Raw genomic sequence first — 19754 nt, 5'->3', positions numbered from 1 at the left:
GTTCATTGATAGGTTTTGTGTAATTTCCATGAACTTTTACTGATAACATATTGTAGCTTATTTCTTTTTAAAAATAGGGAGGCTTTTACATGAAACAAAAATTTTCAGTTGAAGCGTTTTGGAAGAAAGTAAAACATGTTGCAAAGCAAGCAGGGCAGTCGGTCATTTATACAAGTTTATTACTGTTTTACGTTTTGCAAAGACCCGATGTTCCAAAACGAGTGAAAATTATTGTAATTGGAGCACTTGCTTATTTTATTGCACCGATTGATGCGATTCCAGATTTCATTGCTGGAATTGGCTATACGGATGATTTAGGGGCGTTAACGGCCGCACTAATACAGGTGTCGTTATACGTCAATGAAGATGTGAAAGATAAGGCACGAGTGAAGTTGGCAGAATGGTTTGGTTCGGATATAGACACAACATTTATCGATCAGAAATTAGGTCAATAGGTGAAATCTGTCATAAGGTGACAGGACGAACGTAAGCGAGGAAGTGCATTATGCCATCAGGAAGAACGCATACGAAAATAAACTTAATATCCCTTCCGGTTGTTTTGTTTTTGCTCTTTTCGTATGGATTAACAAATTTTGATTTTTTATTAACTTTTGCAATTGGTTTTTTAGTAGGTACTTCATTTTTAACACCAGATTTAGATACGTACAGTAATGCTTATAACAAATGGGGTTTCTTACGTATATTTTGGTATCCTTATAAGAAAGTAATGCCACATCGATCTTTCTTTACGCATACGATTATACTTGGTGATGTGATTCGTATTGCGTACATGTTAATCGTCTTTTCTCCATTTTTATTCCTATTAAATGTAATCGCACTGGATGGTAATTTAATAGAAATTGCGAAGAAACATGAGGTTGAAATTGTAACGTTCTTAATGGGAATTGTTGTGGCAAGTACGCTCCACATTATAGCGGATAAGGTGAATACGCGCCGAAAGAAAATGATGAGAAAAAAGAAGAAACGCAGAAGATAAAGTAACTAATCGGGAAAAGGACCCTTGCAATTTGCAAGGGTCCTTTTTTAAACAAACGTTTGTTTAAAATTAAGCTTTCAGTACTTTAATTCCTTTTACAATGTTCCAGATGAAGTAGTATAAGCTGATGATTCCGCAAATAGCTAAGACAATCATTGCTCCAATTCCAAGTGTTACATCTGGTTGGTCAGATCCTATGCCCATAATTCCTAAAATGGTTAAGCCGATAAATGTAGCGATACTTGGAATGATGTGTGTCCATAGAGCACGTTTTGCGTGTGGCTTTGTTTCAGCGTCTCCTACAATCCAAACGATAATAGGGAATAAGATAGGGGCAAATAGTACACTAAAGTATGATAACGCAGCTAATATTTTATTTCCGTTCATATATATCACCTCATGAATAATGTCTGTTGTTATACTATTATTATGCAATAATTTAGTTAAGCTTTCTATCGATGAACATTACAAGAACATGACGATTTTGTAAGATTTTTTTGTTAAATGATAAAATTTTCAAAAAAATCTTTTTTAATGGAAATTGTTATGGTACAGTATAAATGGAAGTTGTTGAAAACGTTTTCTTAAACGTTTTTTATTTTTAGGCTTAAAGGTATGATGACCTGATAGTCTATTGATAAGATTGTATTTATTTAAAAGGGGATTCTTTAGGGGGAGAGGACAATGAACACATGGACACAAGTTTATGATCCGTTCGGTAATATTTGGATTTCAGCAGCAGTAGCACTTATTCCGATTATCTTTTTTTTCTTAGCTTTGGCGGTTTTTCGCATGAAGGGGTATGTGGCAGGATTTATTACAGTTGTACTTACAGTTTTAGTAGCATTATTCGCTTATAAAATGCCGTTCACGATGGCAATGGCAGCAACCGGGTACGGTTTTTTGTACGGGTTATGGCCAATTGCTTGGATTATCATTATGTCGGTATTTTTATATAAAATTTCTGTAAAAACAGGTCAATTCGATGTGATTCGTGCATCGGTATTATCGATTACGAACGATCATCGTTTACTCGTTATTTTAATTGGATTTTCATTCGGAGCATTTTTAGAAGGAGCGGCAGGGTTTGGAGCGCCAGTAGCGATTACAGCAGCGCTTCTTGCTGGTCTTGGGTTAAATCCTTTATACGCAGCAGGTTTTTGTTTAATTGCAAATACTGCACCAGTGGCGTTCGGAGCGATGGGAATTCCGATTACAGTTGCTGGACAAGTAACAGGTATTGATCCACATAAAATTGGACAAATGGCTGGGCATCAATTACCGTTCCTATCATTATTTGTTCCATTCTTTATCGTATTTTTAATGGATGGATTTAAAGGGGTAAGACAAACGTGGCCTGCGTTACTTGTAGCAGGTAGTTCATTTGCGATTACGCAGTTCATTACAGCGACGTTCTTAGGACCGGAACTTCCGGATATTACGTCAGCACTTGTAAGTTTAGTGAGTTTAGCACTGTTCTTAAAAGTTTGGCAGCCGAAAGAAATTTATCAATCCGGGCAAGCAAATAATGAGGTAGCAGCAACAACGACAGCAGCATCGATGCCGAAATTAACGTTTGGAAAAGTAGTGAAGGCATGGTCCCCATTTATCGTATTAACGGTTATGGTAGTCATTTGGAGCCAAAATTTCTTTAAGGCATTATTTGCTCCAGGAGGGGCTTTAGAAAGTCTTGTATTTAAGTTTGAAATTCCAGGTCTGCATAATCTAGTAATGAAAGCAGAGCCAATTGTAAATAAACCAACGCCTTACGAGGCAATTCTAAAGTTTGATGTATTATCGGCAACTGGAACAGCGATTTTAATTGCTTGTATCATTTCCATGTTTATTTTGAAAATGAATGTAAAAGATGCAGTAGTGACATTTAAAGAAACGTTAAACGAATTAAAAATGCCAATTCTATCTATCGGATTTGTACTAGGGTTTGCATTTATCGCAAACTATTCTGGCCTATCTTCTACGTTAGCGTTAGCATTAGCTGGAACAGGCGGACTATTCCCGTTCTTCTCACCATTCTTAGGCTGGATTGGCGTATTCCTAACAGGGTCTGATACGTCTGCGAATGCACTGTTCTCAAATTTACAAGCCATTACAGCGCAGCAAGTCGGCGTATCTGAAGTGCTTCTCGTTGCAGCAAATACAACAGGCGGTGTAACAGGTAAAATGATTTCCCCGCAGTCGATTGCCATCGCTTGTGCAGCAGTTGGTCTTGCTGGAAAAGAATCGGATTTGTTCCGTTTTACAGTGAAGCATAGTTTATTCTTCGTAATTATTGTTGGTATTATGACGTATGTACAGGCATATTATTTAACGTGGATGATTCCATAAAAAACAAAAGAAATAAACTTTGAATTTTTCAGATTATAGTGTATGATGGGAAAGTATTGAAAATTAAATCAGTGATAAACTAGGGGTGCCTAACGTATGCGTAGGCTGAGAGAGAAGCGCGTGAACTTCTTAACCCTTTGGACCTGATCTGGCTCGTACCAGCGTAGGGAAGTTAACGGCTTTACATAATGATGTCTTTATGAGCCAGGTCCTTATTTTTTTATGGACCTGGCTCTTTTTATTTTGGCATGCGCTGGCCATATCTTGTCCTTGTCACGAACAGGGGGGCAACAAAATTTATGAAACAATCTGTTTCAGCTGAGCAAATTGAATTGAAATCGAGTTTACCAGGGAGTAAGAAAGTATATGTGGATGGACCACGAGAAGGTATGAAAGTGCCGATGCGTGAGATTGAACAAAGCGAAACGAATGGCGTCCCAAATCCACCAATCCGTGTGTATGATACGAGCGGTCCTTATACAGATCCTGCGTATAAGGTCGAGCTGGAAAAAGGCATTCCAACGCCGCGCCACTCCTGGATTATGGGGCGTGGTGATGTAGAAGCATACGAAGGGCGTGAAGTAAAACCAGAGGATGACGGTGTGAAAGTGGCTTCGAAACATACACCTGTTTTCCCGCAAATGGATCGTAAGCCGCTTAGAGCAAAGCAAGGTGCAAATGTTACGCAAATGCACTATGCGCGTAATGGCATTATTACGTCTGAGATGGAATACGTTGCGATTCGTGAAGGGGTAGAGCCGGAGTTTGTTCGTAAGGAAATCGCAGAAGGCCGTGCTATTTTACCAGCGAATATTAATCATCCAGAAGCTGAACCGATGATTATCGGGCGTAACTTCCATGTGAAGGTCAATGCAAATATCGGAAACTCTGCTGTATCTTCTTCTATTGCAGAAGAAGTAGAGAAGATGACGTGGGCTACTCGCTGGGGTGCAGATACGATTATGGATTTATCTACAGGTAAAAATATTCATACGACGCGTGAGTGGATTATTCGTAACGCGCCTGTACCAGTTGGAACTGTACCAATCTATCAAGCGCTGGAAAAAGTAAACGGAATTGCAGAAGATTTAACGTGGGAAGTATATCGTGATACGTTAATTGAGCAGGCGGAGCAAGGCGTTGATTACTTTACGATTCACGCTGGTGTATTGCTTCGTTACATTCCAATCACGGCAAAGCGTACGACAGGTATCGTTTCACGCGGTGGTTCGATTATGGCGCAGTGGTGTTTATTCCATCATAAAGAAAACTTCCTATATACTCATTTTGAAGAGATTTGTGAAATTATGAAACAGTACGATGTTTCGTTCTCTCTTGGAGATGGATTACGTCCAGGGTCTATTGCAGATGCAAATGATGAAGCACAGTTTTCTGAGCTTGAAACACTTGGTGAATTAACCAAAATTGCTTGGAAACATGATGTGCAAGTTATGATCGAAGGACCTGGACACGTACCGATGCACTTAATTAAAGAAAATATGGAGAAAGAGCTTGATATTTGTCAGGGCGCGCCGTTTTACACACTTGGGCCACTAACGACAGATATTGCACCAGGTTATGACCATATTACATCGGCGATTGGAGCTGCGATGATCGGTTGGTTTGGAACGGCGATGCTTTGTTATGTAACGCCGAAAGAACATTTAGGTTTACCGAATAAAGATGATGTACGCACGGGTGTTATTACGTACAAAATTGCAGCGCATGCGGCTGATCTTGCGAAAGGACATAAAACGGCTCATCAGCGTGATGATGCACTTTCAAAAGCACGCTTCGAATTCCGTTGGCGCGATCAATTTAATCTATCTTTAGATCCTGAACGTGCGATGGAATATCACGATGAAACGTTGCCTGCAGAAGGGGCAAAGACAGCTCACTTCTGTTCAATGTGTGGACCGAAGTTTTGTAGTATGAGAATTTCACATGATATTCGTGAATATGCAAAAGAAAATGATTTAGAAACGACAGAAGCAATTGAAAAAGGAATGAAAGAGAAAGCAGAAGAATTTAAAGAAGCTGGTAGTCATTTATATCAATAACACGTTACACCTCTTTACTTGATTGATCACACTGTAGTACCTAACTTTATTATAGAAGAATCCCCATTTGCTAAGACGGTAGCAAATGGGGATTCTGTTGTTTATCCCGCTATTTGTGGGCAGTAAGACCCCCACCTCAAAATTCAGCGGAAGCAAAGAAGTTAGGTCGGGGTCGGGCTGCCCGTAAAAGCCCGATTGGTTAGGGCTAATAATCAGTGGGGGATGAACAAAACCCCCACTGATTAAAGTTTCACTTTATAAGGCAAAGAAGAGGTGTACCCAGTAGAATAAGAGGAATAGTGTGACGACTGTTGTGAGCGGGATAACGATAAGGGATACACTTAAATAGTCTTTCCATTTTACTTTAATTTTGTTTTGTTTCAGAATATACATCCAAATGAGTGAAGCTAGCGTACCAATTGGTAGTAATAGTGAACCGATGTCACTACCAATGATGTTTGCGAGATAGATTGTTTTTAATGTGACTGGATCTAGTCCCATTTCTGTTAATGTGATCGTACCAATCATAAGGGCAGGATGGTTATTGAAGACGTTAGAGAGGATGGATACAAGTCCGCCCATCGCAAAGCTAGCATAGAGTAGATGCTGATTCACAACTGGCTCGAGCCATTGTACAAGTGCAGCTGTTAATCCTGCGTTGTGGAGTCCGTAAATAATGACGTACATAGAGAAGGCGAAAATTAAAATGTGCCACGGTGTCTTTTTCAAAATGTCGACAGGATTTGTTCGTAAGTAGTACCATCTCCAAATGAGAAGAACGAGTGAACCGAGTACCGCAACGATTTCAATTGGTATGGATAAGAAGGATGCAACGAATAGAAGACAGCGCATAAGGAAGACAAAACCTAATACTTTTAACATGAATCTTGTCCGTTTTTGTTTCGTATCAACAGAATTATTTCCTTTTAGTGGATGGAAGTTTTTCGTGAAAAAAATTTCTTCAATATCATATGAAGAAACAGGTAATTTTTTCGGAAGTTTTTTCTTCAAAACTGTATACATGAGCCATGACATAAATAATAAGCCTAATGTTGCAGGTACAAACATCATAGCAGTATGCATATAAAGAGTCATATTAACGATATTTAATGCAATTAAGTTTACGATATTACTTACACCAATTGGTGCACTAGACGCAGTAGCGATTAAAGCGCCACTTAATAAATAAGGAATTTGTTGATGTGGTTTTAATTGAAGGTTTTTTAGAAGAAGAATTAAAATTGGAGTTGTAATTAAAATACTGCCGTCGTTATTAAATAAAAGAGTCATAAGAAAACATAGTAATTGAATATACCAGTATAAACGGTGACCGGACCCTTTTGCTAAATTTGCTAGTTTCGCTGCGGACCAATGGAAGAAGCCGAAGCTTTCTAATATAACTGCCATAACAATAGTCGCTAATATTGTTATGGAGGCTCCTCCTATTTTACTAACAATATCTATGACGTCTGGTTTTGACACAAGTCCAGTAATTAGGATAATGCCAGCACCGATTGCTGCTGGCCACGCCTCATTTAAACCTCGAGGCCGCCAAAAGATAACAATCATTGTTAAGAAGAATACAATAATAGTAATCCATATTTCAATGCTCATATTTTGCCTACCTTTCTATTTTCCCTTAAACAGATGTAGCTTGTCTCAAGTTTATATTGGTAGTATATTCAGCAAAAAATAAGAAGAACTAGACGTATAACGAGATGAAGCGAATATGTGTTTTTCATGCTAAAGGACAAGTGTCACTAGTAGTGAAATAACTATTGTGATAGGAGTCTATAAATCGATTGGGCAGTAAGGTAGGAAATGAGATTTATATCAGAAATTTTTAAAATATATCGACTTAACGACAAAATATAACAAGAGGAGTCTATCCCAAAATACCTTTTGGAACAGACTCCAAGGCTATATTATTTTTCCTTCAAAAAAGTACGATCCTTCAAGAATAAATTCCAGAAGAAAATAAATCCTGGTAATAAAATTGCAATCCCAATTGCGTATAGAATGAGCAGTGCATAGAACGTTTCTTTCGTTGTAAAGCTTGTAAATACAGTTACGTCAGGGTAAATAATATACGGTAAATGCGCGACCCCGTAAGCATAGCTTGCAAATGCATATTGAGCGACGACAGCTAAAACAGCAATGCGAGGGAATCCTAGTGTGTTATACTTCTTGTTTGTCCACCAAAGGGACGAGTATCCGATAACGAATAGAACAATAGAAACTGTAAACCATGGGAATTGCTTTATTAATCCTTGCATAAGCCAATGTGTTTCTGGATCCATTACAACGAGAGCGATAATCGCCGTAACAAGTGTTGCAGGGCCAAGTATGATGGCATTCCTTCTATAAAGTTTGTATGCATCTTCTGAACCTTGCTCTCTCGCAAAATCAGCAAGAAAGAGAGAGGAGAGAAATAGTTCAGACGTTAGTCCGAAGAGCATATAACAATAGATAACCGGGCTAGAAAGAAGTTTTCCATACAGGAGTACTTCTCTTCCTTCAGACATTGTAATATACGCTCCCTCTGTAACGGGTAAAACGGTAATTAATAGTGCTGGAATTAAGAGACCAGTAATACCTGAAATAACCCGAAGAAGGTACTGGTATTTTGGCAAGGAGTAAGCAAATACCATAAATGTACTACGTACTGCAACGAGTACTAAAATTAACATAACTGGTACGAACATAACGGTTGCAAGAGTAAAGGCCGCTTTCGGAAAGAAGCCGAGAAATGCGACAACGACGAAAACGAGAAACGTATTTGTTACTTCCCAAGTTGGTGATAAGTACCGATTGGCAAGTTTGGCAGCGAGCGTTGGATGTTTTGCGTATACCATGCCCCAAAAACCAGCTCCAAAATCGATGGACCCTAATATACTGTATACGAAAATAAGGGCCCATAAGATGATGATTGCAATACTTTCCTCATGCACGAGAATCGCCTCCTTGGTGTTGTAAATCATTCTTTAATGGATGTCTTCTAAAGAATGTCCGTAGAACAAAGACTGTTAAAATAGCGAGTCCAATATATAAAATGATGAATAAAACAAATAAAGGACCGACGAAATCAGCGCGAGTAGAAGCATCGACTGTACGTTGCATACCATAAATTGTCCATGGCTGACGACCGCTACAACTGAAAATCCATCCGAATTCAATACCGAGCATCATAATTGGTCCGCATGCGGCAGCCCCCCAAAGTAGCCACTTCGGTAGTTCTGTCCCCTTTTTTCGGTAAACAAAGTACCAATATAAGAGAGCAATTGCTGCAACTGCAAAGGTAAACGCAGCAGTGCCGACCATTAAGTTGAACAGTGTATGTGTATAAAATGGTGGCCATGTTTCTTGTGGGAATTCATTTAGACCTTTTACGACAGTGCTAGGGTCTAGTCCCACTAATAAGCTAAGCATGTTTGGAATTTCAAGTGCATAGTTTAGTTCAAGCGTATTAGGATCCACAATCCCGCCAATGGATAGCGGTGCGTGTGATGTCGTTTCAAATAAAGCTTCAGCAGATGCAAGTTTTTCAGGTGAGTGTTTATGTAGGGCGATTGCCGATTCGTGCCCTGAAAGCCACATCGTAGCGCCTGTAATAAATGTCACGACAAGCCCTAATAGTAGCCCCTTTTTATGATAAGCAATTTCACGTGTACTTAAATTTTTCTTCAATAATTTAAATCCAGCGATAGAAGCAATGACAGCCGCACCAGTTGCATAAGCCGTAATAACGACATGGAATGCACTTGTGCCAAAACTCGGATTAAAGAAAGCTTTCCAAGGATCAACGTTAAAAACAGATCCATCTGGATTCATTGAAAATCCTGCTGGTGTATTCATCCATGTATTTGCTGATGTAATAAGAACGGCGGATGCCGTGGCACCAAGCATGACGAAAAATAGCGAGATTAATCTCATAAATGGAGGAAGTTTATCGGCTGCATATACGTAAATCGACATGAATAAAGCCTCCAAAAAGAAGGCAAAAATCTCAATTTGGAAGGGAACAGAAATAACTTGCCCAACAATTTTGGCAAAACCAGGCCAAAGAAGTGAGATTTGCACACCGACAATTGTTCCAGTTGGAATTGCTACACCGAGAAGAATAGCAAACGCCTTTGTCCATCTTTTCGCCATAATGGCATAGTCGGAGTCTTTCTTCCAGTGATAGAGTATTTCGCTTATAAAAATCATCAATGAAAGTCCAACGCCAAGTGTTGCAAAGATAATGTGGAATGCTAATGAAGAACCAAAAAATGCTCTTGCTAATGTTACCGTATCCATATGTAAACTCCTCTTCTTTTTTGCCATTATTTTCTGATTGAATTGGAAGATTTATTCAAAAAAACTACCAAAAATATATATGTATTTAAAAAGTGAATATAATAATATAATGTTGTAATATTTTGAATAGAAAGAAATAAGTAGTTGCTTATATTTTGTTTGTTTTTTGCGCAGGAATCTTTTATAATCTTTTATGCGAACATAAGTTCTGTTTTTCGAAAAAGAAGTTTATGTGAAATGGAGAGGGTGTTTTATGTATCCTGAAGTCATTAAAAAGATGGCATTTTCAAAAGAGCATAGAGATTTATTATTGAAGCTATATAATAAAGAAATTACACGTCGTGAATATGATCGACTTGTACAATCGCTATATAAACCTTCTAAAGAGGTTTGTGGGGGATAGAAATGGGGGAGACAATCTAATAGATTGTCTTTTTTAAATTTATGTATGTTCTGATAAAATTAAGGTTAGCCTTACTAGGGAGGTGAAAAGATTGCGGAAACGTTTATATATAGGGATTGGAGTTATCTTCTTAATCGCTTTAGGTGGAATTGTATTTTGGTCAGCTTTACAAGGAAACCGTACAGAAAATTTTATTTTAAGACATATGGTGAATGAAAATGGAACGCTTGCCACGTATCGTTTAGTAGATACTAAGGCAGGTACGGGTGAAGCGAAGGGACGTGAAGCTTTATCAGAATCGGCGGGATTATGGTTACAATATACACTTGATAAAGATGACCAGGCGTTATTTGATGAGCAAGTAAAGGTTATTCAAGATAATTTCGTATATAAGAATCATATCGTTTTATGGAAACTCTCTGAAAAGGGAGAGAGGCAGTCAGCTACAAATGCACTTATAGATGATCTTCGTATTATAGAACAATTATATCGTGCTTATGAAATGTATAAGGAAGAGCGTTATAAAAACCTTGCCGATCAATTAAGTGATGCTGTACTTCGTTATAATAAAAAAGATAATTATTATGTTGATTATTATGATGCAGATGCAGGGAAACAAAATAATTTTGTAACAACATCATACATAAATCCGCGTGCATTCTCTTATATGAAGAAGTACGGTAAAGTTTCTGCTCAGCAATATCAGGAAATTGTTCAATTTTTAGCGGATTATCCAAGGCATGGCTGGGCATTCCCAAAAGAATATAAAGAAGATGGTACATTTAAGTACGATAAAGAAGTGAATCTTATTGACCAATCATACGTTGCATATCATCGAAGTTTAGGTGGTCTTTCATCAGCTGCTTATTTGGAATTTATAAAGAAGAGATTCCAGGAGGATGGAAAGCTATACGGTCGTTACAATTTAGAAACGGGAAAACAAACTGTGAATTATGAATCGCCAGCCGCGTATGGACTAACGATTTTGTACGTACTACAAACAGGTGATACAAAGTTTGCGAAGGAATTGTATGATCATATGTCCACATTCCGAAATGACAACGTATTTAGTAGATATTATGGTGGATATGTAACAGGTGAAAATAATAATACGCATATTTTTGATAATGTACTACCACTTTTAGCTGAAATGGAATTAAAAAAGAGTGACCAATAAAAGGTGCCACCATATGAGGGTGGCACCTTTTATTGGTTGATATAATTTTGCGTCCTAATATTAGAGAAGTAGTCAATCACGAATTCACGGAATTGCTGAGCTGTTTTTGATAAGTATCGCTTTTTTGACCAACTTAATCCGATGGTTCGCTTACAAGCGGGTTCAATAATACGCAACTTGTTTGCTGCTAAAGTAGAGTTTTTTAATAAAGTTAAATTTGGAACAAAAGCGATGCCGAGACCTTGCTTAATGAGGTCGCTAATCACTGTCGGTTCATCTACTTCAAAAGCAATATGCGGAGTGAAACCAGCTTCTTTACAAAATTCATCCGTTAAGTGCCGAAATCCATAGCCAGTATTCATACTAATAAACGGTTCGTCTTTTACTTCATGCAGGTGGATACTTTCGCGGTTTGATAACCGATGGCCTGAAGGAACGACTAAGAAAATTTCTTCTGTAATAAGTGGTTCCCAAACAATTTCTTCTCCTTCAACTGGTACAGAGGAAAGACAAAAGTCAATTTCCATATTTTCCAGTTGTCGTTTCATAGAAGGAGTAGACGCAAGAAATTGCTGGAATCGAACATTAGGATGTTCTCGTAAAAAAGAACCTAGTAGTTCTGGTAATATTCTTGGAATAGAAACGGCCATTGTAATAGAGCCTTGTTGTAATTCGGCTAAATCTTTAATTTCTCGTTCCCCTTCACTTAATTCATGAAAAATACGTTCTACCCGTTTTAAAAATACTTTTCCGAAAGAATTTAAAGTAATCTGTCGGCCTTGGCGATCAAATAAAGGGACGCCTAAATCCTTTTCGAGTCTAGCGATTGTTTTGCTGAGTGAAGGTTGCGCGATATGCAATTCTTCAGCTGCCTTTGTCATATGTTCTAGTCGTGCAACTGTCTGAAAGTATTTTAACTGGAGCAGTTCCATTTCGAATCTCCTTTCTATAGACCAAAAGGAATGAATTGATAATTAAAGATGTATTATACAGTATGGAAAGTGACGTGTATAGTAAATCTGTTAAACCATTGTAATGGTGTGAAATTAGGAGAAGGAGTATGTTTCATGAAAGGAATTCAACTTATATTTAAAGATTGGAAAGCGATGTGGCACCATAAACATGGACGTATCGCTTTAATTTTTTTATTAATCGTTCCGTTAATTTATTCAGGATTCTTCTTGGCTGGATATTGGGATCCGTACGGAAAATTAGATAAATTACCTGTTGCAGTTGTGAATTTAGATAAGGGTGCTGTGATGGATGAAAAAACAATTCATGCAGGAGACGATTTTGTTAAAAATTTAAAAGAGAATAAGGAACTGGCTTTTCATTTCGTATCAGAAAAAAATGCTGATGAAGGGTTAAAAGAAGATAAATATTATATGGTTGTTACGATTCCAGAGAATTTCTCTAAAAAGGTAAGTACACTTATGGATGAGAAACCAGAGCCAGCAAAGTTACAGTACAAAGTAAATCCAGGTAAAAACTTTGTAGCAGCTCAAATTGGAACGACAGCTGTTGAAAATATGAAAACAAAAATCTCAAATAGTATTACGAAATCTTATACAGAGGGTGTCTTTTCAAAGTTTCAAGATTTGGCACAAGGATTGAGTGATGCAAGTAATGGGGCTGAGAAGTTACATGAAGGAACGACCGATGCAAAAAATGGAGCGAATCAGCTTGCGGATGGTATTGATCGTTTAAGTGATGGGACATCGAAATTGAAAGAGGGAAGTGAAAAGCTTGCATCCAGTCAATCTGCTTTAACCGGGGGGGCAAATGAGCTGAGTCAAGGAGTGACATCACTTCATAGTGGTATGGAGTTATTAGCACAAGGTGAAAAAACGTTACAATCAGGAGTTAGTGAATTAAGTGCTGGTACAAATGAATGGGTGAGTGGAAGTGAGAAGCTTGCTGAAGGCCAAGTAAAAGCGGATGGTGCAGCTAATAGTGTAAAACAACAATTAGAAGAGTACGTGAAAAATCATCCAGAAGTGCAGCAAGATCCCGCTTTTCAAAAAATTGTTGCTACGTCTAATGGACTAGCTAAAGCAACAAGTACTTTAAATAATAGCCAACAACAATTGACACAAGGAGCGAAGAAGCTTACTGAGGGTCAACATAAGATTGAAGAAGGCATGAATACATTCGGAGTTAAGTTAAATGAAGCTACTGCTGGAACGAAAAAGGTAGCAGATGGTGCATCGAATTTAGCTGATGGATTTACGAAGTGGGGAAATGGATTTACAACAGTACAAGAAGGTGTAAATCAGCTTGCGAGTGGTGGAACGGAGCTGAATAACGGTGCTAGTAAATTAACAAATGGACTTGTTAAACTTGATGATGGTGCGAAAGAACTTTCTACGAAATTGGGAGAGGGCGCAGAGAAGATAGCGGATGTCCGTAATGATGATGCACGCAATACGATGTTCTCAGAGCCAGTTCAGTTAGTGAAGTCAACAGTTTCTGACGTTCCTAACTACGGTTCAGGCATTGCACCATATTTCTTATCACTTGCATTTTATGTTGGCGGAATTATGGCATCGAATATTTTACCTCTTGGCCGCAGACAAAATATGAAGGTAAGCGGAACGGTACATTTTATTAATAAATTAGGATTGGTATATTTAATTGGACTTATTCAAGCGCTACTCGTAGATGTAGTTGTGCTAGGTGTTATGAAACTAGAAGTTGCCAGTGTGCCACTTTTTGTTTTATCAAGTATTGTTATTTCCTTTACGTTCATGACATTTATTCTTATGTTAGTAACAGTATTTGGTCTTGTTGGAAAGTTCTTAGCGGTAACGCTTCTTGTCCTGCAATTAGCGACGAGTGGAGGTACTTTCCCAGGAGAATTAAACATAGCTGTGCTTAGCAAAATTGGACAGTTTCTCCCAATGTCCCATTCTCTTAGAGGATTACAAGATGTTATCTCTTTAGGAGATTGGTCGCAATTACAAATGCAAATTTTAATATTGTTATGTTATCTCGTTGTTGCCGGTGGAATTGCTTGGATCACGAGCCATATACAGCATAAAGAAACGAATGCAGAACAAGTTTCTTAAAATGAAATAAGCTATCCGATTTTTTCGGATAGCTTATTTTTTATTTACGTTCCATTACTGCAAAGTAATTATTTTCATTATCAGCAAAGTTGAATGCTCTACCAGTAGGTAAATCTACAACCTGTCCAACTGTGACATTTTTCTCTGAAAGATCTTTATATAGACGGTCTAAGTCATTTGAGAAGAACATAAGTGAAGGAGTACCTAAGTTTAATTCAGGTTGCATCTTCGCGATTAACGCTTTATCGTGAAGGACGATGCTTGTTCCTGTTTCTTTCGCCGGTGCAATTTCAATCCAGCGGAATCCGTTTCCGTTATTTTCTTCCGCAATGATTTGGAACCCTACTTTTTCTGTCCAAAATTGTACTGTTTCGTCTTGGTTATTTACATATAGCATAATTTGTCCAACTTGATTAATCATAGGTGTCTCTCGCTTTCTTTTTATATGCGTATCATTATATCAAATATATGGCTTGAATAGTTTTTTATGATTTTTTCGGAATACAACCTTCGTCCATTTCATCTTTGTTGTAGGAGAAGGCCCTGTAATCCAAGTATGAAATGGTATTGTGCTACAAATGACCATTGTTGAAATAGAGATAATAGCCGTTAACACAAATAGTAATAGGCTATATAATATAGTATTTTCTTGCAGTGTGAATAAAGAAAGAAACTTTGTGCATAGTTGCAAGAAGAATAAGTGAGCTAAATAAGCACCATACGTGTAATTTCCAATGAAACGTAACGTTTTATATAAGAAACCACGACGCTGTACTATCATAATAGATAACATATACAGTATGATAATTTCGCATACGATATATAAAAACATAGATGGTTTTAAATAGGTAGAAACAGTTAAATGAATAGAGTTTGCTCCGTGAAAACTAAACAACTCATAATTGATGAATAAAAATAAGATGAAAAATAATATTGTTATAAGCGGGATATGTTTCATGACGAATAGACGCCAAGTTTTTAGTGCTACAGCGGCAATGCCACCCATAACGAAATAGAATGAGTAGAATAGAAATGATCGATCTGTATAATGTAAAATTGTTGAACTTGTTAATTTTTCTCCATTAAAAATATAGTGAGAAGAGAACCACATTAATAGAAAATATAGGCACGCGAAAAAGGTCATATATTTATATATGTCTTTTTTATTTTCTGTTCGTTTTTGAAACCAATAAAAAAGTGTGCATAGTAAAGGGAACAATAAGTGAATTTGGAACATCATAATAACGTACCAAAGATGGGGCGCGGCTGTTCCGAGTAATAAACTTTTTATTCCACTTTGTAACGTAATAAGATCGTTTGTTGTTAATAGGTAAAGAATAGACCAAAAGAAATAAGGAATGAGTAAGTGTGTCGCTTTTTCAGAAATATATTCTTTATATACTAATTGCTTCGTATAGTGCCGAATTAAGTGAAATCCAACGATAAATATGAATGCTGGTGCTGAGAATTTTGCAAGGTTGAATAGCATGCCCATAATGAGAGATTGCTCAAGTAAGACATTTCCTTGATTCATTGTATATAATAAGGAACTTTGCAAAACAACAGCGAGAAATGCAATGCTTTGCAAAACTTTAAATTCTGGTGCGCTTTGAGTCATTATTTCCATCTCCTTTTCCATACATGATTATAGTACGGAGAATGGATAATGGATGTGGAATATTTGTGAAGATTGTAACAAATTTGTGGCGAGAGGAGATATCAACTTATTAACAAATAACGACAAAAAGAGGATGCTCTAAACGAGCATCCTCTTTCTATCTATTAAGCAAATTTGTTTTTGATCCAATTCTTACCTTCTACAAGGCGAGCTGTCATTACCGCACAAGCGTTATCTGCTGTTACGTTTAACATCGTTGCAGGTGGATCAATGATTGTACTAATTGCTGCAATAATTGGCAATGCTTCTGGCGGGAAACCGTATAGAGATACGATTAACATTTCACCAATCATACCACCGCCTGGAATAGCACCCATTACTGTTCCTACTAATAAAGAAACAACAAGTGCGATTGCTAATGTTTTCGGTCCTTCGAATTCCATGTTGAAAATACCGAATAAGAAAGCAATTTTTAATACGCCGCCTAAAACAGATCCATCTTTATGAAGTGTAGATCCAAGAAGGACAACTGTTTCACGAACGTCTGAAGAAATACCCATTTTCTTCGTTGCTTCTAAGTTCGCTGGAATACTTGCGGCACTACTACAAGTTGCAAGTGATGTAACTGTAGGAGAGACCATGTTCTTCCAAAATACTTGTACACCTTGTTTGCGACCTGCAAGGTATGCATAGAACGTGAAGAATACAAAGAAGTAGATAAGAGAAGCTGGATAGTATACCATTGCTGCTCGGAAGTAAGTTCCAAGAAGTTGTGGTCCGAATTCACCAACTAATGCTGCGAAGTAAGCAGCAAGTCCGATTGGAGCGTAGTACATAATGAAAGATACAACTTTCATTGAAATTTCTGCACCAGCTTGTAGGAATGTAGCGAATGGCTTTCCTTTTTCGCCAACTGCTGAAGTTGCAATCCCCATTAAGATAGAGAAGAAAATAAGAGCTAACATATTTTCACGAGATAGTAACTTCGAGAAGTCAGATACTGTTAAAATACCGACGATTTGATCTGCAACACTAACAGCTTTGCCGGCTTTGTCAGGTTGTGTTAGTTCTAGTACAACACCTTGTGCTGGCGGGAATACTTTCACGACAATAATCATAAAAATAGCAGCTAAAATACTTGTAAATAAGAAAGTCCCAGCCATACTAGACATAATTTTACCGAAACGTTTTAATCCATCCATATTAGCAATAGACGATGCGATGCTAAAGAACACTAGAGGTACAACAATCGTAAACATTAAGTTTAAGAAAATATCACCAAGCGGCTTTAAAGCAACTGCATCGGCACCCATGAAATAACCAATGAAACCACCAATTAGGATAGAAGATAATAAAATAAGTGGAAAGCGATATGCCTTCATAAATATATCCTCCTATCAATTAAAAAATCATACTGAATCATTATAGCGAGTTAGAGTCCTCTTTACTAGGAGAATACGGATAAATGGAATAGCGTGAAAACCAAGAAATTTTTGTTTTTAAGCTCGGCATACAGCAGGAAATCTAGACATATATATTTGTAACCTAGTGGTGGCAAGGGATGCACCATAACTTAGGTTTAGAAAAAGGGGGAGGGAAGCGGAATGAATATTTTGCTTTGCTGTGCAGCGGGAATGTCTTCCAGTTTGATTGTTACAAAGATGGAGAAAGCAGCAGAGGCAAGAGGGATAGAAGTGAAAATCTGGGCAGTATCAGGTTCTGAAGTGAATAGTCATATTGATAAAGCTGATGTCCTTTTACTTGGACCGCAAGTACGTTATTTATTACCGAAAATGAAAGAATTATGTAAGGAGAAAGGGGTACCTGTTGATGTTATTCAATCCGTCCATTACGGACTTTGTAATGGAGAAGCTATCTTGCAAGCAGCTTTGTCAATGAAACCATGAGGAGAGTGGGATAGATGATACGGTTTTTAGAGAAGTATGTGATGCCGGTGGCAGGGAAGGTTGCAGAGCAGAGGCATTTACAAGCAATTCGAGATGGAATTATTTTAACGATGCCTTTCTTAATTATTGGATCGTTTTTCCTCATTATTAGTGCACTGCCGATACCGGGATATAACGAGTTTATGGCAGGTTTGTTTGGTGAGAATTGGCAGAGAGCTTTAGGGTATCCAGTTAGTGCAACTTTTAATATAATGGCTTTAATAGCTGTTTTTGGAATCGCTTACAGGCTTGGAGAGTATTATAAAGTGGATGCTTTAGCATCCGGGGCATTGTCGCTTGTGACGTTTTTACTTGCGACTCCATTTCAAGTTGCATATATTATACCAAGTACAAAAGAGAGTGTACTTGTAGAAGGCGCTATCCCAGCTGCATTAATGGGAAGCCAAGGGTTATTTGTAGCAATGATTATTGCACTTATATCTACTGAACTTTATCGGTTTATTGTACAAAAAAAGATAATTATAAAGATGCCAGAGACAGTTCCACCAGCTGTCACGCGTTCATTTGCGGCACTTGTTCCAGGTTTTATTGTTGTAACAGTTATTTGGATTTTACGCTTAATTATAGAAAATACTTCTTTTGGCAGTATCCATAATATTGTAGGACAAATTTTACAGGAACCACTTAGTGTACTTGGTGCTAGTCTTTGGGGCGCAATAATAGCAGTTATTCTCGTTCATGTTCTTTGGTCGTGTGGAATTCATGGTGCTACTATTGTTGGTGGTGTAATGAGCCCTGTTTGGTTGTCTTTAATGGATCAAAATCGAGTTGCTTTTCAAGCTGGGCAAGATGTACCAAATACCATTACGGCACAGTTTTTTGATTTATGGATTTATATGGGCGGTTCTGGTGCAACGCTGGCTCTAGTTGTCGGAATGTTACTATTTGCACGAAGTCAACAATTAAAAAGTTTAGGGAGATTGTCAATCGCGCCTGGTATATTTAATATTAATGAGATGGTAACTTTTGGTATGCCAATTGTAATGAACCCAATTTTATTAATTCCATTTATATTGGTTCCAGTTGTGTTAACAATTGTTTCTTACTTTGCAATGGAATGGGGATGGGTCGCACGTCCGAGTGGGGCGGCTGTACCTTGGACGACACCTATTCTTTTCAGTGGATATTTAGGATCGGGTGGGAAAATTTCAGGTGTTGTTTTACAACTCGTCAACTTTGCGCTTGCATTCTTCATTTATTTACCGTTCTTAAAAATATGGGATAAACAAAAAGTAGCAGAAGAAAAGGGGGAGTAAAGAAGTAAAATGGATACGATAGAGACGAAAGCTTTTCATTTAATTTTGCATGGAGGAAACGCGAGAAGTTGTTCAATGGAAGCAATTGATTGTGCGAAGCGTGGGGAGTTTACAGAAGCAGAAGCTAAATTACAAGAAGCGCTAGAGGAATTAAAAGAGGCGCACCGTGTACAAACGGAGCTTATACAGAAAGAGGCTGGTGGCGAAAAGACCGAAGTTACTCTTTTAATGGTACACGCGCAAGATCATTTAATGAATGCAATTACAGTGAAAGAATTAGCGAGTGAGTTTGTAGAGTTATATAGGAAGATGTCGGTGGATGAATGAACCTTACTTATGCAAGGTTTTTTTATCCCGCATTAACGGGCAGTAAAACTCCCACCTCAAAATGTGGCTGGAGCAAGGAAGTTAGGAGGGAGCTTAACTGTCTGTAAAGGCCCGATTGGTTCAACTAATAATTAGTGGGAGATGAACAAAACCCCCACTAATTAAAGTTTCACTTTATGTATATGCCTGTACCATCAGTGGAATGTTCATCCCACTGATGGTATTTACAATCCTCC

General features: G+C 37.8%; 18 protein-coding genes and 1 riboswitch. Of the genes, 10 read left to right on the top strand and 8 right to left on the bottom strand.

Features of this window, described 5'->3' with window-relative positions:
* The first annotated feature begins 89 nt into the window (after window positions 1–89).
* Window positions 90–455: a YkvA family protein gene (locus NZ044_RS25735; RefSeq protein WP_000810378.1), complete on the top strand. Its 366-nt coding sequence runs from the start codon at window positions 90–92 to the stop codon at window positions 453–455.
* Window positions 456–505: 50 nt separating this feature from the next.
* Window positions 506–997, top strand: coding sequence for a metal-binding protein (locus NZ044_RS25730; protein ID WP_001139059.1), 492 nt, complete (start codon window positions 506–508; stop codon window positions 995–997).
* Window positions 998–1066: 69 nt separating this feature from the next.
* Here NZ044_RS25730 and NZ044_RS25725 read toward each other — a convergent pair whose 3' ends face one another.
* Window positions 1067–1384, bottom strand: a complete 318-nt coding sequence (locus tag NZ044_RS25725) for a DUF4870 domain-containing protein (RefSeq protein ID WP_001014091.1) — start codon at window positions 1382–1384, stop codon at window positions 1067–1069.
* 297 nt (window positions 1385–1681) lie between these two features.
* Between NZ044_RS25725 and lldP the strand changes: the two genes are divergently transcribed.
* Both lldP and thiC read left to right on the top strand, forming a co-directional pair.
* Entirely contained in the window at window positions 1682–3343 is a 1662-nt protein-coding gene (gene lldP / locus NZ044_RS25720; RefSeq protein ID WP_098505608.1) for an L-lactate permease, read from the top strand.
* Window positions 3344–3414: 71 nt separating this feature from the next.
* A riboswitch (TPP riboswitch) is annotated at window positions 3415–3530 on the top strand.
* 112 nt (window positions 3531–3642) lie between these two features.
* Entirely contained in the window at window positions 3643–5403 is a 1761-nt protein-coding gene (gene thiC, locus NZ044_RS25715; RefSeq protein WP_000814477.1) for a phosphomethylpyrimidine synthase ThiC, read from the top strand.
* A 255-nt stretch (window positions 5404–5658) separates the two neighbouring features.
* Here thiC and NZ044_RS25710 read toward each other — a convergent pair whose 3' ends face one another.
* The 3 genes from NZ044_RS25710 to cydA all read right to left on the bottom strand — a co-directional run bounded on the left by NZ044_RS25710 (window position 5659) and on the right by cydA (window position 9702).
* Window positions 5659–7017, bottom strand: coding sequence for an arsenic transporter (locus NZ044_RS25710; RefSeq protein ID WP_000021125.1), 1359 nt, complete (start codon window positions 7015–7017; stop codon window positions 5659–5661).
* A gap of 311 nt (window positions 7018–7328) precedes the next feature.
* Complete coding sequence (locus NZ044_RS25705; protein WP_000544189.1) at window positions 7329–8354, bottom strand: cytochrome d ubiquinol oxidase subunit II; 1026 nt, start codon at window positions 8352–8354, stop codon at window positions 7329–7331.
* Window positions 8347–9702 (bottom strand): cytochrome ubiquinol oxidase subunit I, encoded by a 1356-nt coding sequence (gene cydA, locus NZ044_RS25700; protein WP_000381974.1) that lies wholly within the window; start codon window positions 9700–9702, stop codon window positions 8347–8349. Before cydA ends, NZ044_RS25705 begins: the two co-directional genes overlap by 8 nt.
* 253 nt (window positions 9703–9955) lie before the next feature.
* Here cydA and NZ044_RS25695 point away from each other — a divergent pair, with 253 nt between their 5' ends.
* Window positions 9956–10105 (top strand): hypothetical protein, encoded by a 150-nt coding sequence (locus NZ044_RS25695; RefSeq protein ID WP_000283180.1) that lies wholly within the window; start codon window positions 9956–9958, stop codon window positions 10103–10105.
* 91 nt (window positions 10106–10196) lie between these two features.
* Complete coding sequence (locus tag NZ044_RS25690; protein ID WP_001231674.1) at window positions 10197–11282, top strand: hypothetical protein; 1086 nt, start codon at window positions 10197–10199, stop codon at window positions 11280–11282.
* A gap of 29 nt (window positions 11283–11311) precedes the next feature.
* On the opposite strand, the gene NZ044_RS25685 is transcribed toward NZ044_RS25690, so the two are convergent.
* On the bottom strand, window positions 11312–12214 hold the full coding sequence (locus NZ044_RS25685; RefSeq protein WP_000421919.1) for a LysR family transcriptional regulator: 903 nt from the start codon (window positions 12212–12214) through the stop codon (window positions 11312–11314).
* 135 nt (window positions 12215–12349) lie between these two features.
* On the opposite strand from NZ044_RS25685, the gene NZ044_RS25680 reads away from it, so the two are divergent.
* Window positions 12350–14350 (top strand): YhgE/Pip domain-containing protein, encoded by a 2001-nt coding sequence (locus NZ044_RS25680; protein ID WP_000676322.1) that lies wholly within the window; start codon window positions 12350–12352, stop codon window positions 14348–14350.
* A gap of 40 nt (window positions 14351–14390) precedes the next feature.
* Here the strand turns inward: NZ044_RS25680 and NZ044_RS25675 are convergent, their stop codons facing one another.
* From NZ044_RS25675 to NZ044_RS25665, 3 genes are all read right to left on the bottom strand, one after another.
* On the bottom strand, window positions 14391–14771 hold the full coding sequence (locus tag NZ044_RS25675) for a VOC family protein (protein WP_017763762.1): 381 nt from the start codon (window positions 14769–14771) through the stop codon (window positions 14391–14393).
* Between the two features lie 39 nt (window positions 14772–14810).
* Window positions 14811–15968: an acyltransferase gene (locus NZ044_RS25670; RefSeq protein WP_000194338.1), complete on the bottom strand. Its 1158-nt coding sequence runs from the start codon at window positions 15966–15968 to the stop codon at window positions 14811–14813.
* Between the two features lie 164 nt (window positions 15969–16132).
* Entirely contained in the window at window positions 16133–17350 is a 1218-nt protein-coding gene (locus NZ044_RS25665) for a dicarboxylate/amino acid:cation symporter (protein WP_000649376.1), read from the bottom strand.
* A gap of 222 nt (window positions 17351–17572) precedes the next feature.
* On the opposite strand from NZ044_RS25665, the gene NZ044_RS25660 reads away from it, so the two are divergent.
* From NZ044_RS25660 to NZ044_RS25650, 3 genes are read left to right on the top strand one after another with little or no spacing between them, the layout of a single operon-like run.
* Complete coding sequence (locus tag NZ044_RS25660; RefSeq protein ID WP_001023546.1) at window positions 17573–17875, top strand: PTS sugar transporter subunit IIB; 303 nt, start codon at window positions 17573–17575, stop codon at window positions 17873–17875.
* A gap of 14 nt (window positions 17876–17889) precedes the next feature.
* Window positions 17890–19191 carry a PTS cellobiose transporter subunit IIC gene (gene celB / locus NZ044_RS25655; RefSeq protein ID WP_000617788.1) on the top strand — a complete coding sequence of 434 codons (1302 nt, stop codon included), beginning with the start codon at window positions 17890–17892 and terminating at the stop codon, window positions 19189–19191.
* Between the two features lie 9 nt (window positions 19192–19200).
* Window positions 19201–19518 (top strand): PTS lactose/cellobiose transporter subunit IIA, encoded by a 318-nt coding sequence (locus NZ044_RS25650; RefSeq protein WP_000379645.1) that lies wholly within the window; start codon window positions 19201–19203, stop codon window positions 19516–19518.
* Window positions 19519–19754 lie beyond the last annotated feature (236 nt).

Source organism: Bacillus sp. FSL K6-1338, assembly GCF_038006965.1.
Lineage (GTDB): Bacteria > Bacillota > Bacilli > Bacillales > Bacillaceae_G > Bacillus_A > Bacillus_A thuringiensis_S.
The sequence above is the reverse complement of the archived record's forward strand: the minus strand, read 5'-3'. Positions and strand labels throughout refer to the sequence as shown.

What these genes read in the sequence shown, in the direction of transcription:
- NZ044_RS25735 (WP_000810378.1), top strand. Translation starts at nt 90, where the DNA reads ATGAAACAAAAATTTTCAGTTGAAGCGTTTTGGAAGAAAGTAAAACAT.
- NZ044_RS25730 (WP_001139059.1), top strand. Translation starts at nt 506, where the DNA reads ATGCCATCAGGAAGAACGCATACGAAAATAAACTTAATATCCCTTCCG.
- NZ044_RS25725 (WP_001014091.1), bottom strand. Translation starts at nt 1,384, where the DNA reads ATGAACGGAAATAAAATATTAGCTGCGTTATCATACTTTAGTGTACTA.
- lldP (WP_098505608.1), top strand. Translation starts at nt 1,682, where the DNA reads ATGAACACATGGACACAAGTTTATGATCCGTTCGGTAATATTTGGATT.
- thiC (WP_000814477.1), top strand. Translation starts at nt 3,643, where the DNA reads ATGAAACAATCTGTTTCAGCTGAGCAAATTGAATTGAAATCGAGTTTA.
- NZ044_RS25710 (WP_000021125.1), bottom strand. Translation starts at nt 7,017, where the DNA reads ATGAGCATTGAAATATGGATTACTATTATTGTATTCTTCTTAACAATG.
- cydA (WP_000381974.1), bottom strand. Translation starts at nt 9,702, where the DNA reads ATGGATACGGTAACATTAGCAAGAGCATTTTTTGGTTCTTCATTAGCA.
- NZ044_RS25695 (WP_000283180.1), top strand. Translation starts at nt 9,956, where the DNA reads ATGTATCCTGAAGTCATTAAAAAGATGGCATTTTCAAAAGAGCATAGA.
- NZ044_RS25685 (WP_000421919.1), bottom strand. Translation starts at nt 12,214, where the DNA reads ATGGAACTGCTCCAGTTAAAATACTTTCAGACAGTTGCACGACTAGAA.
- NZ044_RS25680 (WP_000676322.1), top strand. Translation starts at nt 12,350, where the DNA reads ATGAAAGGAATTCAACTTATATTTAAAGATTGGAAAGCGATGTGGCAC.
- NZ044_RS25675 (WP_017763762.1), bottom strand. Translation starts at nt 14,771, where the DNA reads ATGATTAATCAAGTTGGACAAATTATGCTATATGTAAATAACCAAGAC.
- NZ044_RS25670 (WP_000194338.1), bottom strand. Translation starts at nt 15,968, where the DNA reads ATGACTCAAAGCGCACCAGAATTTAAAGTTTTGCAAAGCATTGCATTT.
- NZ044_RS25665 (WP_000649376.1), bottom strand. Translation starts at nt 17,350, where the DNA reads ATGAAGGCATATCGCTTTCCACTTATTTTATTATCTTCTATCCTAATT.
- NZ044_RS25660 (WP_001023546.1), top strand. Translation starts at nt 17,573, where the DNA reads ATGAATATTTTGCTTTGCTGTGCAGCGGGAATGTCTTCCAGTTTGATT.
- celB (WP_000617788.1), top strand. Translation starts at nt 17,890, where the DNA reads ATGATACGGTTTTTAGAGAAGTATGTGATGCCGGTGGCAGGGAAGGTT.
- NZ044_RS25650 (WP_000379645.1), top strand. Translation starts at nt 19,201, where the DNA reads ATGGATACGATAGAGACGAAAGCTTTTCATTTAATTTTGCATGGAGGA.